Source organism: Kocuria sp. ChxB (genome assembly GCF_044359605.1).
In the GTDB taxonomy this organism is placed as follows: domain Bacteria; phylum Actinomycetota; class Actinomycetes; order Actinomycetales; family Micrococcaceae; genus Kocuria; species Kocuria rhizophila.
In genome coordinates this window covers 1,641,886-1,656,566 of the sequence record NZ_CP121123.1, presented here as the reverse complement: position 1 = coordinate 1,656,566, position 14,681 = coordinate 1,641,886, and the positions used below count along the sequence as shown (strand labels likewise).

The 14,681-nt window shown below is 68.4% G+C and carries 12 protein-coding genes and 2 tRNA genes; 11 read left to right on the top strand and 3 right to left on the bottom strand.

What is annotated here, in order from left to right; all coding sequences use genetic code 11:
• Positions 1–174 precede the first annotated feature (174 nt).
• The 7 genes from gyrB to P8S73_RS07270 all read left to right on the top strand — a co-directional run bounded on the left by gyrB (position 175) and on the right by P8S73_RS07270 (position 7,551).
• Positions 175–2,238, top strand: a complete 2,064-nt coding sequence (gyrB, locus tag P8S73_RS07300; RefSeq protein WP_019310429.1) for a DNA topoisomerase (ATP-hydrolyzing) subunit B — start codon at positions 175–177, stop codon at positions 2,236–2,238.
• Positions 2,239–2,315: 77 nt separating this feature from the next.
• Entirely contained in the window at positions 2,316–5,030 is a 2,715-nt protein-coding gene (gene gyrA / locus P8S73_RS07295) for a DNA gyrase subunit A (RefSeq protein WP_019310430.1), read from the top strand.
• Positions 5,027–5,512, top strand: a complete 486-nt coding sequence (locus P8S73_RS07290) for a DUF3566 domain-containing protein (RefSeq protein WP_019310431.1) — start codon at positions 5,027–5,029, stop codon at positions 5,510–5,512. Before gyrA ends, P8S73_RS07290 begins: the two co-directional genes overlap by 4 nt.
• A 91-nt stretch (positions 5,513–5,603) precedes the next feature.
• A tRNA-Ile gene (locus tag P8S73_RS07285) sits at positions 5,604–5,677 on the top strand.
• Between the two features lie 49 nt (positions 5,678–5,726).
• Positions 5,727–5,849: a hypothetical protein gene (locus P8S73_RS07280; RefSeq protein ID WP_019310432.1), complete on the top strand. Its 123-nt coding sequence runs from the start codon at positions 5,727–5,729 to the stop codon at positions 5,847–5,849.
• A gap of 51 nt (positions 5,850–5,900) precedes the next feature.
• Positions 5,901–5,973: transfer RNA gene (locus tag P8S73_RS07275), tRNA-Ala, on the top strand.
• A 282-nt stretch (positions 5,974–6,255) separates the two neighbouring features.
• Positions 6,256–7,551 carry an Nramp family divalent metal transporter gene (locus P8S73_RS07270; RefSeq protein ID WP_019310433.1) on the top strand — a complete coding sequence of 432 codons (1,296 nt, stop codon included), beginning with the start codon at positions 6,256–6,258 and terminating at the stop codon, positions 7,549–7,551.
• A gap of 94 nt (positions 7,552–7,645) precedes the next feature.
• Here P8S73_RS07270 and P8S73_RS07265 read toward each other — a convergent pair whose 3' ends face one another.
• Complete coding sequence (locus P8S73_RS07265; protein ID WP_019310434.1) at positions 7,646–8,557, bottom strand: hypothetical protein; 912 nt, start codon at positions 8,555–8,557, stop codon at positions 7,646–7,648.
• A gap of 168 nt (positions 8,558–8,725) precedes the next feature.
• On the opposite strand from P8S73_RS07265, the gene P8S73_RS07260 reads away from it, so the two are divergent.
• The 3 genes from P8S73_RS07260 to P8S73_RS07250 all read left to right on the top strand — a co-directional run bounded on the left by P8S73_RS07260 (position 8,726) and on the right by P8S73_RS07250 (position 11,884).
• Positions 8,726–9,271, top strand: a complete 546-nt coding sequence (locus P8S73_RS07260; RefSeq protein WP_029603337.1) for a peptidylprolyl isomerase — start codon at positions 8,726–8,728, stop codon at positions 9,269–9,271.
• Positions 9,272–9,686: 415 nt separating this feature from the next.
• Positions 9,687–10,229: a rhomboid family intramembrane serine protease gene (locus P8S73_RS07255; RefSeq protein ID WP_019310436.1), complete on the top strand. Its 543-nt coding sequence runs from the start codon at positions 9,687–9,689 to the stop codon at positions 10,227–10,229.
• 404 nt (positions 10,230–10,633) lie between these two features.
• A complete protein-coding gene (locus P8S73_RS07250; RefSeq protein WP_396350280.1) occupies positions 10,634–11,884 on the top strand; it encodes an MFS transporter in 1,251 nt (416 codons plus the stop codon).
• 12 nt (positions 11,885–11,896) lie between these two features.
• On the opposite strand, the gene P8S73_RS07245 is transcribed toward P8S73_RS07250, so the two are convergent.
• Complete coding sequence (locus tag P8S73_RS07245; RefSeq protein ID WP_019310438.1) at positions 11,897–12,586, bottom strand: hypothetical protein; 690 nt, start codon at positions 12,584–12,586, stop codon at positions 11,897–11,899.
• Between the two features lie 19 nt (positions 12,587–12,605).
• A complete protein-coding gene (locus P8S73_RS07240) occupies positions 12,606–13,763 on the bottom strand; it encodes an esterase family protein (protein ID WP_019310439.1) in 1,158 nt (385 codons plus the stop codon).
• Between the two features lie 250 nt (positions 13,764–14,013).
• Here P8S73_RS07240 and P8S73_RS07235 point away from each other — a divergent pair, with 250 nt between their 5' ends.
• Entirely contained in the window at positions 14,014–14,670 is a 657-nt protein-coding gene (locus tag P8S73_RS07235) for a DedA family protein (RefSeq protein WP_019310440.1), read from the top strand.
• Positions 14,671–14,681: the final 11 nt, after the last annotated feature.

Genomic DNA, 14,681 nt, shown 5'->3' with positions numbered 1-14,681 from the left:
GTTCCGGGGCGTCTGGCGGCCGTTGAGGGCTTGATCCGCGGGAACATCCGCTAGAATGAGAAGTCACAGATCTCTTCGTCCCGCCAGCCGATGAGCCGCGAACCGTCTCATCGGCTGTACTCATGTGGGCCGGGCGACGATCGCCAACGATTACGCAGGAGGACCGGAAACCCCGTGGCTACAGAGGACTCCCCACAGCACGAGTACGGCGCGAGCGACATCACCGTCCTGGAAGGTCTCGAGGCGGTCAGGAAGCGCCCGGGGATGTACATCGGCTCCACCGGGCCCCGGGGTCTGCACCACCTGGTCTACGAGGTGGTCGACAACTCCGTGGACGAGGCCCTGGCCGGATACTGCGACCACATCGAGGTCACGCTGCAGGCGGACGGCGGCGTGCGCGTGTCCGACAACGGCCGCGGCATCCCCGTGGACATGCACCCCACCGAGGGCAGGCCCACCGTGGAGGTCGTGATGACCATCCTGCACGCGGGCGGCAAGTTCGGCGGCGGCGGGTACGCCGTCTCCGGTGGTCTGCACGGCGTGGGCATCTCCGTGGTCAACGCCCTGTCCTCGCGGGTGGACACCGAGGTCCGCCGCCAGGGGCACGTGTGGCGCATGAGCTTCGCCAACGGCGGCCGCCCGCAGGGTGAGCTGGTCAAGGGCGAGGCCACGGAGGAGACGGGCACCACCCAGGTCTTCTACCCGGACGCCGAGATCTTCGAGACCGTGGACTTCGACTTCGAGACCCTGCGTGCGCGCTTCCAACAGATGGCGTTCCTGAACAAGGGCCTGCGGATCTCCCTCACGGACGAGCGCGCCACGGACGAGACCGGCGAGGAGATCGCCGGGGACACTCCCGCGGACGCCACCGGCCCCCTCGAGGGACAGGACGGCGGCACGGCCGGCGCGGACGACGACGCCGCGGCGGCCGGCGCGCGCCAGGTGGTCTACTGCTACGAGGACGGCCTGCTGGACTACGTGACGTTCCTGAACTCCTCCAAGAAGGCGGAGCTGATCCACCAGGACGTGATCTCCCTGGAGGTGGACGACCAGGACAAGAAGATGTCCCTGGAACTGGCCATGCAGTGGACCACGGCGTTCAACGAGTCCGTGCACACGTACGCCAACACGATCAACACGCACGAGGGCGGCACCCACGAGGAGGGCTTCCGCACCGCACTGACCACGCTGATCAACCGCTACGCCCGTGAGAACAAGCTGCTGCGGGACAAGGACGACAACCTCACGGGCGAGGACGTCCGCGAGGGTCTCACCGCGGTGATCTCCATCAAGCTCTCCGAGCCGCAGTTCGAGGGCCAGACCAAGACCAAGCTGGGCAACTCCGAGGCCAAGACCTTCGTGCAGCGCGAGATGTTCGAGCTCTTCGGGGCGTGGCTGGAGCGCAACCCGAACCCGGCCAAGGACATTGTCCGCAAGGCCATCTACGCCTCCCAGGCCCGCCTGGCCGCCCGGAAGGCGCGCGAGACCACGCGCCGCAAGGGTCTGCTGGAGTCCGGTGGGATGCCCGGAAAGCTCAAGGACTGCTCGTCCAAGGACCCCACGCTCTCGGAGATCTACATCGTGGAGGGCGACTCCGCGGGTGGTTCCGCGGTGCAGGGCCGCGACCCCGCGCACCAGGCGATCCTCCCGCTGCGCGGCAAGATCCTCAACGTGGAGCGCGCCCGGCTGGACCGTGCACTGTCCAACGCCGAGGTGCAGTCCATGATCACGGCGTTCGGCGCGGGCATCGGGGACGACTTCGACATCGAGAAGGCCCGGTACCACAAGATCGTGCTGATGGCGGACGCGGACGTGGACGGCCAGCACATCACCACGCTGCTGCTCACGCTGCTGTTCCGCTTCATGCGCCCGCTCATCGAGCACGGCTACGTGTACCTCGCGCAGCCGCCGCTGTACCGCATCAAGTGGTCCAACGCGCCGCACGACTACGTGTTCTCGGACGCGGAGCGCGACGCCGCCCTGTCCAAGGGTCTCGCGGAGAACCGCCGCCTGCCCAAGGACAACGGCATCCAGCGCTACAAGGGTCTGGGCGAGATGGACTACACCGAGCTGTGGGAGACCACCATGGACCCGGAGCACCGCACGCTGCTGCAGGTCACCATGGACGACGCCGCCGCGGCGGACCAGGTCTTCTCGGTGCTGATGGGCGAGGACGTGGAGTCCCGTCGGGAGTTCATCCAGCAGAACGCCAAGGACATTCGGTTCCTCGACATCTAGGCATGTCAACCGCCGGATATTCCCCTGCCGGCATGAACAGTGGACCGTGAGAGACCAGCAGAAACGGACAGCAACGCATGAGTGACGAGACGCAGGCAGGCCCCGGCCCCGTGGATCCGGAGAACACCCCCGAGGCGGTCGAGGGAGTCGTGGTGGACGACCTCGAGGTGACCTCGGACCGCGTGGAGCAGATCGACCTGCAGACGGAGATGCAGCGCTCCTACCTGGACTACGCCATGGCCGTGATCGTGGGCCGTGCGCTGCCGGACGTGCGGGACGGCCTCAAGCCCGTGCACCGCCGCGTGCTCTACACCATGTACGACGGCGGCTACCGCCCGGAGCGCTCGTTCAACAAGTGCGCTCGCGTCGTCGGAGACGTGATGGGCAACTACCACCCCCACGGCGACTCCGCGATCTACGACGCCCTGGTGCGACTGATCCAGAACTGGACCATGCGCTACCCGCTCGCGCTGGGGCAGGGCAACTTCGGCTCCCCGGGCAACGACGGCGCCGCGGCACCCCGGTACACCGAGACCAAGATGGCGCCGCTGGCCATGGAGATGGTCCGGGACATCCACGAGGACACCGTGGACTTCCAGGACAACTACGACGGCAAGCAGCAGGAGCCCACGGTGCTGCCGTCCCGGTTCCCGAACCTGCTGGTCAACGGTTCCGCGGGCATCGCGGTGGGCATGGCCACGAACATCCCGCCGCACAACCTGCGCGAGGTCGCGGACGGCGTCCAGTGGTACCTGCAGAACCCGGACGTGGACCGCGAGACCCTGCTGGAGGAGCTCATCAAGCGGGTCAAGGGCCCGGACTTCCCGTCCGGCGCCCAGATCCTGGGGCACAAGGGGATCGAGCAGGCCTACCGCACGGGCCGCTGCTCCATCACGCAGCGCGCCGTGGTCAGCGTGGAGGAGATCCACAACCGCACGTGCCTGGTGGTCACCGAGCTGCCCTACCAGGTCAACCCGGACAACCTGGCCATCAAGATCGCGGACCTGGTCAAGGACGGCAAGGTCCAGGGCATCGCGGACATGCGCGACGAGACCTCCGGGCGCACCGGTCAGCGCCTGGTCATCGTGCTCAAGCGCGACGCCGTGCCCAAGGTGGTGCTCAACAACCTCTACAAGCACACGCAGCTGCAGGAGAACTTCTCCGCGAACATGCTCGCTCTCGTGGACGGCGTGCCGCGCACCCTGTCGCTGGACGCGTTCGTGCACCACTGGGTGACGCACCAGATGGAAGTCATCGTGCGGCGCACCAGGTACCGCCTCAAGCAGGCGCAGGAGGAGGCGCACATCCTGCTGGGCCTGCTCAAGGCCCTGGACGCCCTGGACGAGGTCATCGCCCTGATCCGCCGCTCCCCCACGGTGGAGGAGGCCCGCAGCGGGCTCATGGAGCTGCTCGGGATCGACGAGGCGCAGGCCCAGGCGATCCTCAACATGCAGCTGCGGCGCCTGGCCGCCCTGGAGCGCCAGAAGATCCAGGACCGGCACGCGGAGCTGCAGCGGCTGATCGCCGAGTACGAGGAGATCATCGCGTCCGAGGCACGCCAGCGCGAGATCATCTCGGAGGAGCTCGCGGAGATCGTGGAGCGCTACGGGGACGACCGCCGCACCGAGGTGCTGTACGGCTTCGACGGGGACGTCTCCATGGAGGATCTCATCCCGCAGCAGCAGGTGGTGGTCACCATCACCCGTGACGGCTACGTCAAGCGCACCCGCGCGGACGAGTACCGCGCACAGCACCGCGGCGGCCGCGGCATCAAGGGCGCCCAGCTGCGCGGGGACGACGTCGTGGAGCACTTCTTCGTGACGAACACCCACCACTGGATCCTGTTCTTCACCACCCTGGGCCGGGTCTACCGCGTCAAGGCCTACGAGTTCGTGGAGGCCGGGCGGGACGCCAAGGGCCAGCACGTGGCCAACCTCATGGAGTTCCAGCCCGAGGAGCGGATCGCCAAGGTCATGGAGCTGCGCTCGTACCAGGACGCGCCGTACCTGGTGCTGGCCACCCGCAACGGCCTGGTCAAGAAGTCCCGCCTCACGGACTACGACACCAACCGCTCCGCCGGCGTGATCGCGATCAACCTTCGCGATGACGACGAGCTGGTCTCGGCCATGCTCGTGGACACGGACGACGACGTCATGCTGATCTCGCGCCACGGCCAGTCCCTGCGCTTCCGCGCCGACGACGACGCCCTGCGCCCCATGGGTCGCGCCACCTCGGGTGTCACGGGCATGAAGTTCCGCTCGGGTGACGAGCTGCTCTCCGCCAACGTGGTCCACGACGACTCCCACGTGTTCGTGGTGACCGAGGGCGGCTACGCCAAGCGCACCTCCGTCCAGGAGTACCGCGTGCAGGGCCGAGGTGGGCTGGGCATCAAGGTGGCCAAGCTCGCCGAGGTCCGCGGCGGCCTCGTGGGTGGTCTGATCGTGGGCGAGAACGACGAGGTGCTCGTGGTCATGGAGAGCGGGAAGGTGGTCCGTTCCACCGTGAGTGAGGTGCCGGCCCGCGGCCGCGACACCATGGGCGTGATCTTCGCCAAGCCGGGCCCCGAGGACACCATCGTGGGTGTGGCCCGCAACGCGGAGCGCGAGATCGAGAAGGAAGTGGCCGAGGAGGACGCGGCGCACGGCACCGGGCCGGGCGGCGTCGTCGGTGAGGGACGGGACACCGGATCCGGTGACGTCGTCCCGGAGGGCACCGGGGACGGCCAGGCTGACTCCGACGGCCAGAACGATGCAGTAGCGTTGGAGGACAACGACAACGGAGGTGACGCATGAGCGCGAGCTCGGCCTCGAAAGCGGGCAAGCCCGCGACGACTTCTTCCCCCAAGAAGTCCAAGCCCCAGCAGAACGGAAAGACTTCCGGCAAGGGGCTCGTGCGACCCGCCCCCCGGGCCAAGGTGCGCCGCGCCCGCCTGGTGGTCTCCAAGGTGGACACGTGGTCCGTCCTGAAGCTGGCGTTCCTGCTGTCCGTGGCCCTGGGGATCATCACCGTGGTCGCGTCCCTCGTGCTGTGGCTCGTGCTGGATCTGACCGGTCTCTTCCAGGGCATCAACGAGCTGCTCTCCATGCTCGGTGGCAGTGCGGAGGGAGCGGACATCAAGAAGTTCCTGTCGCTCGGCAACACGGCGCTGTTCTCCACCCTGATCTCCGTGGTCAACGTGATCCTGCTGTCTGCGCTCTCCGTGCTGGGAGCGATCCTGTACAACATCGCGGCGTCGTTGATCGGCGGCATCGGCGTGACCCTCACCGACGACTGATCCCCGGCCCGCACAGATTTGGTGCGGGGACCAACCTCCGGTAAAGTCTTGGCGTGGCCAGCCAGAGAATGCTCTGTTCCGGCCACGCTGAGGGCGTATAGCTCAGACGGTTAGAGCGCTTCGCTGATAACGAAGAGGTCCCAGGTTCAATTCCTGGTACGCCCACCCATCGAATTCCCACCCACCGCGAGTTCTGCTCGACCGGAGGATCCCTGTGAAGTCACGCATTGCGGCACTGGTTGCCCTGACCGGACTGACGGTGGCCGCTGTGAAGTCCTGGCGCGGTGCCGAGGCCAAGCGGGACGCGTGGAATTCGGCAGTGGATCCCGTGGACTGAGAACCGCGGGCACGGCGTTCCTCCCGGCGGAGGAGCGCCGCAACTGAATACGGGGCCTTAGCTCAGTTGGTAGAGCGCTGCCTTTGCAAGGCAGATGTCAGGAGTTCGAATCTCCTAGGCTCCACACTCGAACCCCGGACGCCTCTGCAATGAGGTGTCCGGGGTTCTTCTCGTTCCCCAGCAGGTGAGCGGGGGGCCGCGCAGGGCCGCCGGCACCGACAGAGGGACATGCACGGGGCCGACGGCGCCGGGGCACCGGGTGCCTCAGGCCCGCCGGTTCCCGGGGGCGCCTCCTGCGCGGCACGGGCGGCCCGCCGTGGAACGCGACTGTCACCGAGGAGCGCGGGGCCGTGACAGACTGGTCCCCACCTGTGACGTGCCCCATATCGAAGTGCGGAGTCTCCCCATGCGCGACAAGACCCCCCTGCAGCCCCTGGCCTCGGTCGATCCCCACGAGCCGCTCGAGCGGATCGAGCGGTGGAAGCTGATCGGCCCCGGACTGGTGGTCGCCGCCACGGGCGTGGGTGCCGCGGACATGGTGGCCACCCTCACCGCCGGTTCCCGGTACGGCTACACCCTGCTGTGGGCGGTCGTGGCCGGCACCATCATGAAGATCGTGCTCGTGGAGGGAGCGGGGCGCTACTCCCTGGCCAGTGGCCGCACCATCTTCGAGGGCTGGCGGTCCCTGGGCCGCTGGACCTCCTGGTACTTCGGCCCGTACATCATCATCTGGGGCTTCGTGTACGGAGCCACCGCCATGTCCTCGTCCGCGCTGCCCCTGGCGGCCCTGTTCCCGTTCCTGCCGCTGTGGGCGTGGGCCATGATCATGGGCGTGCTGGGGTTCGGGATCGTGTGGCTCGGACGGTACGCGGTCATCGAGAAGATCACCGCGGCCATGGTGGGCATCATGTTCGTGGTCATGGTGGGCCTGGCCGTCATCACGGTGCCGGACATCCCCGAGATGATCACCGGGCTGATCCCCGTGATCCCCCAGGGCGGCGTGGTGTACACGCTGGCGCTGGCCGGTGGGGTGGGCGGCACCATCACCCTGGCCGCGTACGGCTACTGGCTGCGGGAGAAGGGCTGGCACCAGCCCCGGTGGATGCGCGTCATGCAGCTCGACAACGTGGTGGCCTACACCATGACCGGCATCTTCGTGCTGGCCATGCTCGTGGTGGGTGCCGAGGTGCTCTACTCGGCGGGCTACGCGATCAGTGCCGGGGACAAGGGGCTGCTGGACCTCGACAAGGTGCTGCGCGAGCGCTACGGGGACGTGATCGGCGTGACGTTCCTCGTGGGATTCTGGGCCGCCTCGTTCTCCTCCGTGGTGGGCGTGTGGTCCGGTGTGTCCCTCATGTTCGCGGACTACTGGGGCAACGTCCGGAACAGGCCCAGTGGGCACCCGGACACGAGGACCGGCGGCAAGTACTTCAAGTTCTACCTGCTGTGGCTCACCTTCCCGCCCATGCTCCTGCTGCTGCTGGACAAGCCGGTGTTCCTGATCCTGCTCTACGGCGTGCTGGGCGCCCTGTTCATGCCGTTCCTGGCCGTCACCCTGCTGGGGCTGCTCAACACGTCCCGCACCCCCAAGAAGTGGCGCAACGGCATGTTCACCAACGCCGTGCTGGTGGTGTGCGCGGTGCTGTTCATCATTCTGGGCGTCTACCAGACCTACGACACCGTGGCCGGGATCTTCTCCTGACCCGGCCCTGACAACGACGACGCCGCGCCCCTCGAACGAGGAGCGCGGCGTCGTGCTGTGGTCACGGGATCCCCGGCGGGGATCCTGCGCAACCTCAGTGCTTGGTGTTGCCCGGGTTGTGCTTGGAGGCGTTGTCCGCGGAACCCAGCTTGGTGTCATCGGTCTTGGAGCCCTTGATCTGCTCCTTGACCTCGTTGACGGTCTGCTTGGCGTCCTCGGCCACCGACTTCACGCCGTCCGTGGCGCGGTGGGCCGCCTGCGTGGTGGTGCCCCCCTGGTGTGCGCTGGACGTGGGGTCCTTGACGTCGTCCACCTTCACACCGGTGCCGGCGGCCACGGTGGAGTTGGTGTTGACGGGGGACGCGGACACGCGCGGCGACGCGGTGGCCGGGGTCTTCCAGGGATCCTGCACAGGACGCGAGGCGCGCCATGCGGCCACGCCCGCCACGCCACCGGCCACGAGCAGACCGAGGACCAGCAGACCCTTGTGGCCGCCCTGGGCCTTCTTCTGCTGCTTGGCGTACTCCTTGGCCGAGTTCTTGGCGGCCTTCTGGATGCGCTTGACCGTCTTCTTGTCGCCCGTCAGCTTGGTGACGAGGGCGTCGAACTGGTCAGAGGTGTCCGCGTCCGCGACCTTGGCGGCCAGCGCGGCGACGGCGCCCGAGTACTTCTCCTGGGCGGCGGCACGACCGGTGGCGGTCTTCTTGGCGGCCTTGGCGGCGAGGGGAGCGGCAGCCGCGACACCCGCGGCCTTGGCCTTCTCGCTGCGCTTGCGGGCGTCCTCGCCGAAGCTCTGGGCCTTGCCCAGACCGTCCTGGACGTACGGGCTCGTGGCCTCGACGCCGCTCGCGAGGGCGGTGGCGCCGGCCTCCACACCGTGCTGCAGCTTCTCGCCGAGCTCAGCGATCTCGGTGGACAGCCAGTCCCCCGCGTGGACGACCTTGTGCCCGGCCGCCTTGCTGGTGGCCTCGGCCTGCTTCTGAGCCTTGCTCTTGAACATGCTCATGATGTCTCCCTCCTACAGTGGCGATGATGTGAATCTCCACTTCCCAGCATACGTTCTGTGAGCTGGGAGACTCCCGGGGATCGGGCTGCCCGGGGGCCTTTTCACTGTGCGCTGAACACCTTTCGGCCGTCCTGACGGCTTCGTGACACCCGTGCCAGAATGACAGCCATGACTTCCGCTACTGCCACGCACAAGGCCACCATCCACACCAACCACGGGGACATCGTGGTGGAGCTCTTCGGCAACCACGCCCCCAAGACGGTCAAGAACTTCGTGGGTCTCTCAGACGGCACCCAGGAGTGGGCCGATCCCCGCACGGGTGAGAAGCAGTCCGGCCCGCTGTACAAGGACGTCGTGTTCCACCGGATCATCAAGGACTTCATGATCCAGGGCGGCGATCCGCTGGGTCAGGGCATCGGCGGCCCGGGCTACAACTTCGACGACGAGATCCACCCCGAGCTGAACTTCAACGCCCCGTACATGCTGGCCATGGCGAACGCCGGCACCCGCAACGGACGCGGCACCAACGGCTCGCAGTTCTTCATCACCACCGCCCCCACCACTTGGCTGCAGGGCAAGCACACCATCTTCGGTGAGGTGGCGGACGACGAGTCCAAGAAGGTCGTGGACGAGCTCAACACCGTCCGCACCGGCGGCCAGGACCGCCCCGTGGAGGACTGCGTGATCACCTCCATCGACGTGGAAGCTCTCTGAGTCCCACTCGAGACCACACAGCGTGGAGCCCACCCGGTGACCGGGTGGGCTCTACGTCTATCCGGGGGTGATTGCCCGCCCCACCAGTTGATATGCCGGAGATGACATGAGTGACGACCACGCCAGCGAAGACTCCGACCCGCGGCCTGCCCACCCGCACGGGAACCCGGGCCTCGGGGGAGTTCCCGGAGCCCCTCGGGGTGGTGGTGTGCCGGCGCCCCGCTACGGCCAATACCTTCCCGGGGCGCACCCGAGCGGCCCCCGGGAGGGCAGCGGCGCCCCTCAGGGCCCGGCACCGCACGGGTACGTGCCGTACGGCCATGGATCGTCCAACCCCGCGCAGCACGACCCTGCCGGGGCCGGTGCGCCCTCCCGCGGGCGGCTCCGGAGGGGGCGCGGACGCAGTGGCTGGCCGGTGACGTGGACGCTCATCGGCATCTGCGCGGGCATGTGGGCGCTGCAGTGGCTCACGCGGCTGTTCACGCCCTACGACCTCTCCACCGTGCTGGGCTACGCCCCCGCCCTCACCGCGTCCCAGCCGTGGCGGATGCTCACGAGCGGTTTCGTGCACGCCATGCCCTCTCCGGTGCACCTGGTGCTGAACATGTACACCCTGTACCTCTTCGGCCGGATGCTGGAGCCGCTGCTGGGAGCGTGGCGAATGACCGCGCTGTTCCTGCTCTCCGTGGTCGGCGGCTCGGTGGGGGTGCTGCTGCTCGGTGATCCCTGGGTGCTCGTGATCGGTGCCTCCGGCGGCATCTTCGGGCTGTTCGGTGCCATGTTCGTGTTCATGCGGCACTTCGAGAACAACATCGTGCCCATCACCGTGCTGATCGTGATCAACCTGGCCTTCGGATTCCTGGTGGGAGGGGTGGCGTGGCAGGCCCACCTGGGCGGCCTCGTCACCGGCGCGATCGTGGCGGCGCTCATGCTGCCGCGGCTGCGGCGGAGGATCTGACGAGGTGTTCCGCGCTGTTCTCCACAGGGCTCGTCCACACCTGTTTACAACTTACACATCTGTAATTCCACACCTGTGAACAACCCTGTGGATACCGGTTTTCCGGGCTTCGCGGCTTCCAATCCACACATGTGCCGGGAGATATTCACACTTTTCTCCACACCTGTGGAAAACGTCCGTGCACCGGGTGGGGAGAAGGCGCCAGTGAGCTCCCGCACACGGGTCCCCCGACGCGAATAATTTCCTCTCTGCGCGCGTTGTCCGTGTGTGCGCCGCGACGGATGTGTGCCGTCCGTCGCCGCCCGCTCGTCCCGTACCCGCCGTCGCGTGCGAAGAGCCGCCCCGAGAGGCACGGCAGCCCCGTGCCGCCCCTCGCTCCCGGATCCTCGAAAGGCCGCGTGGTCATGACCCAGCTGACTCCTGCTCGCCGCCGACTCGCCCTGCTCGCCCTGGCACTGGGCGGCTTCGGCATCGGCTGCACCGAATTCGCCTCCATGGGCCTGCTCCCGCAGATCGCCCAGGACCTCATGCCGCAGCTCTACGGACAGTCGCCGAAAACGGGGATCGCCCGGGCGGGCTGGATGGTGAGCGCCTACGCGGCCGGCGTCGTCGTGGGGGCCCCGGTGATCTCTTTCCTGGCGGCGAAGTCGTCGCGCACGGTCATGCTCCTGGTGATGGCTGCGGCGCTGCTCGCGGGCAGTCTGGCCTCCGCGCTGGCACCCTCGTTCGAGTCCCTGGTCGTGCTGCGCTTCCTGGCGGGCGTGCCCCACGGTGCCTACTTCGGGCTCGCGTCCCTGGTGGCCGCCACCGTCATGGGCCCCGGCAACCAGGCCAAGGGTGTGGCCCTCGCGCTGTCCGGTCTCACGGTGGCGAACGTGGTGGGCGTACCCGTCATGACGGCCATCGGCCAGGCGTGGGGATGGCGGATGGCGTACGGCGCGGTGGCCCTGGTCTTCGCCGCGACCGTCATCGGCCTGTGGTTCACGGTTCCCCGCCAGGAGCCCGTGGTCGGGGCCAGTCGGCGGGGTGAGCTGAAGGCCTTCGCCCTGCCCCAGGTGTGGATCGTGATGGGCGTGGCCGCGGTGGGCTTCGGCGGGTTCTTCGCGATCTACACGTACCTGACCCAGATGGGCCGTGAGCTCGCGGGGCTGTCCGCCGGCGCGATCCCGTGGCTGCTCGCGGTGGTGGGCGTGGGCATGACGATCGGCAACGCCCTCGGCGGCATCAGCGCCGACCGCAGCGCCCGGCGCACCATGGCGGTGGGCTTCCCGGCACTGGCCCTGGCACTTCTGCTCATGGGGATCCTCGGCGGCTCCCCGGTGGGAATCTTCGTGGCCGGTTTCGTGATGGCGCTGGTCAACTCGTTCATCATGCCCAGCATCCAGAGCTGGCTCATCACGGCCGCGGGCTCCGCCCAGCTGATGGGCGCGTCCCTGAACCACGCCGCGTTCAACGTGGCCAACTCGATCGGGGCCCTGCTGGGCGGCGTCGTGATCTCCGCCGGCTTCGGCTACCGCTCACCCGCCGTGGTGGCGTGCGCGCTGTCCGTCGTGGGCGGGCTGCTCGCGCTCGCGGGCGTCCAGCGGCAGAAGGCGGACCGACGACGCCGCCTGGCGGCCGGGCACCCCGTCACCGCCTCCCAGACGGCGGTCTGAGCAGGGCCCGGATCACGCGATCAGGAACCGTCCTGCCCACAGGAACAGACCCGCGTCCAGCAGCATGAGCAGGGACGCCAGGCCCAGCAGGGCGGTGACGACCACCGTGATCCTGGGCGCGACGGCTGCCCACGTGCGCCGCATGACCGTGGAGAACCGCTCCTGCCGGCCCAGCAGGGTCAGCAGGACCAGGGCGGTCAGGGCGATCTGGCTCAGCAGGGCCCAGGCCACCCATCCGAGGACCACCCGCGGCAGGGGCTGGGAGGCGGCGACCGCCACGTGGATGTCGAACGGGATGTCGAACACCACGATCCCCACGAACACCAGGGACGTGGCGTACAGGGCCCACGGGCTCGCGGCGGGCTTCTCCGGGGTCGGTTCTCCCCGGGCCCGGCGGCGCGAGACGGCCCGCCACAGCGCATAGCCGCCCACCACCACGGCGAGACCGACCTCGACCCATGCGGCAGTGCCTCCGTGGCGTACCAGGGCCCACCAGTCCACGCTCTGCAGGCGAGGGCCCGCGAGAAGCGTGAGGGCCACGCCCCACGCGGCGGTCCCTCCCAGCAGGAGGGCGGACGCGCCCATGATGTGGCGGCGCCGCACCCCCGCACCGAGGGCCGCGGCCATGATGACCATGGGTGCCGGGTCGAAGCCGCCCAGCGCCGTGGCGAGGACCGTTCCGGCGTATTCTCCCGCGTTCATGTGCAGTTCCCGAGGCCGTTCACGCGGGCAGAGGCGCGAACGCCGGGGACGTGCGGCCCAGCCACGCCAGGGAGGAATCCAGCTGGGCTTCCCAGAGGGCGACCCGGTGACCACCGCTCTGGGAGATGTTCGTCTCCAGGCTCGTGGGCGCAGAGACGGCCGGGGTGAATCCGTGCACCGCGTTCACCGAGACCGTGTCCTCTCCGCCGGAGAAGAACCAGAGGCGGACGTCCGGCTTGTCGCGGCGAACCACCGAGGCGAGGTCGTAGGCCGCCGGATCCGCGGTCTTCCACTGCTGTCCAGGGCTGTACATGGGTGCGAAGTAGCCCGCCAGGTTCACGCTGCTGGACCAGATCTGCGGATGGCGCACGGTGAACATGGCCGAGCACCAGCCACCCGCGCTGTAGCCCAGGGTGGACCACGCCGCCCGATCGCTCGAGACCCTCAGGTTCTCGTGGATCCAGGACACCACGTCCTTGCTCACGTACGTCTCCCACCGCCCGTGGTTGCTGTCCACGCACTCGGTGTCGTTGTTGCCCGGGTAGACGTCGGGGATCACCACGATCGCCTCCCGCATGGTGCCGTCCGAGACCGCGGAGCGGATGTGGTGGCCGATGTCCATGGCCTTGGTGTAGGTCCGCACGTCCCCCGGGAAACCGGTGAATGCAGTGATCACGGGGTAGGCGCGCTGCGGCTGCGCCATGTAGGAGGGCGGCAGCCAGGCCGTGGCATCCTGCGTGATGCCCGACTCCCGGCCGGGAAGGGTGAAGTGCACCCACTGCCCCGAGGTGCTGGCCGCATCCACCTGCGATCCGAAGAAGGAGCTGTCGGCGGGGTTCGTCTGTGCGGCGGTGAAGGGCTGGTGGGGAAGGTCCTTCACAGGGGTGGTCACGGCGGCCGGGACCGCGCCGATACCCGCGGTGGTCACGGGCCCCCCGCCGTCGGAGAGCAGGTCACCCCAGCTGGAGTACCACTGGTTGTCCATGTTCATCTTGAGGAAGACACCCACGAGGGTCAGCAGGACCACCAGGACCACGCACACCAGCTGGAGCAGGTACTTCCCCAGCCCGGGCCCACGACGGCGCGGCAGGACCACCACCGTGACCGCGAGCAGGGCCAGCGCCGCCCCCGCGACGACGACGAAGAGGGGCCACCCTGTCAGTTCGAAGAACGCCATGGCACACTGCTCGTTTCCTGGGGACTGTCCGTGGACTCCGTGGGACGACCGGTGGTCTCCCCACGGAGACTGGATCATCGCACGGGGACAGCATAGGTATCCGGAGTGCCGGACGGGCACGGCACGGAACACGGCAGGGTGTTGGCAGAAAACAAGGGGGCTGCTGCCAGGTGCACACCAGCGCACTCCCGGCCGGCGTCGTGAACCCCCGCCGCGAGGACGCGGTTCCGAGGGCGCATAATGGGTCACCATGACGCTTGAACTGATGCAGACCGCGGGAACTCTCGCACCCCAGCTGCTGCCGCTGGGAGACCCGGAACAGCTGCTGCAGCAGCTCGGGCCCTGGGCCCTGGCGGGCATGACCGTGATCGTCTTCATCGAGTCCGGGCTGCTGTTCCCCTTCCTGCCCGGCGACTCCCTGCTGTTCACGGGCGGCCTGCTGCACGAGGCGCTGAACATCCCGCTGTGGCTCATGATCCTGGTGCCGTTCATCGCCGCCGTGGCCGGGGACCAGGTGGGGTACTTCCTGGGGCACCGGTACGGGCGGCGATTCTTCAAGGACGACGCCCGGTTCCTGAAGACCGCGTACCTGCGCCAGACCGAGGACTTCTTCCACAAGTACGGGGGCCGGTCCATCGTGCTCGCGCGCTTCGTGCCGATCGTGCGGACCTTCGTGCCCCTCGTGGCGGGCGCCGCACGCCACCCCTACCGTCAGTTCGTGGGCTGGAACGTGCTGGGCGGCTTCTTGTGGGTCACCATCATGGTGGTCGCCGGATCCCTGCTGGGCGGCATCCCGCTGATCCGCGACCACGTGGACCTGATCGCCATCCTGATCGTGTTCCTCTCGCTGATCCCGGTGGCCGTCCAGATCATCACGAGCATGCGGGGCAGGAGCGTGCAGAGCTGACCCGCGCGGGG

Bases quoted from the DNA above. Each gene is read 5' to 3' on its own strand.
- gyrA (WP_019310430.1), top strand. From the start codon at position 2,316: ATGAGTGACGAGACGCAGGCAGGCCCCGGCCCCGTGGATCCGGAGAAC.
- P8S73_RS07290 (WP_019310431.1), top strand. From the start codon at position 5,027: ATGAGCGCGAGCTCGGCCTCGAAAGCGGGCAAGCCCGCGACGACTTCT.
- P8S73_RS07270 (WP_019310433.1), top strand. From the start codon at position 6,256: ATGCGCGACAAGACCCCCCTGCAGCCCCTGGCCTCGGTCGATCCCCAC.
- P8S73_RS07265 (WP_019310434.1), bottom strand. From the start codon at position 8,557: ATGAGCATGTTCAAGAGCAAGGCTCAGAAGCAGGCCGAGGCCACCAGC.
- P8S73_RS07260 (WP_029603337.1), top strand. From the start codon at position 8,726: ATGACTTCCGCTACTGCCACGCACAAGGCCACCATCCACACCAACCAC.
- P8S73_RS07250 (WP_396350280.1), top strand. From the start codon at position 10,634: ATGACCCAGCTGACTCCTGCTCGCCGCCGACTCGCCCTGCTCGCCCTG.
- P8S73_RS07245 (WP_019310438.1), bottom strand. From the start codon at position 12,586: ATGAACGCGGGAGAATACGCCGGAACGGTCCTCGCCACGGCGCTGGGC.
- P8S73_RS07240 (WP_019310439.1), bottom strand. From the start codon at position 13,763: ATGGCGTTCTTCGAACTGACAGGGTGGCCCCTCTTCGTCGTCGTCGCG.
- P8S73_RS07235 (WP_019310440.1), top strand. From the start codon at position 14,014: ATGACGCTTGAACTGATGCAGACCGCGGGAACTCTCGCACCCCAGCTG.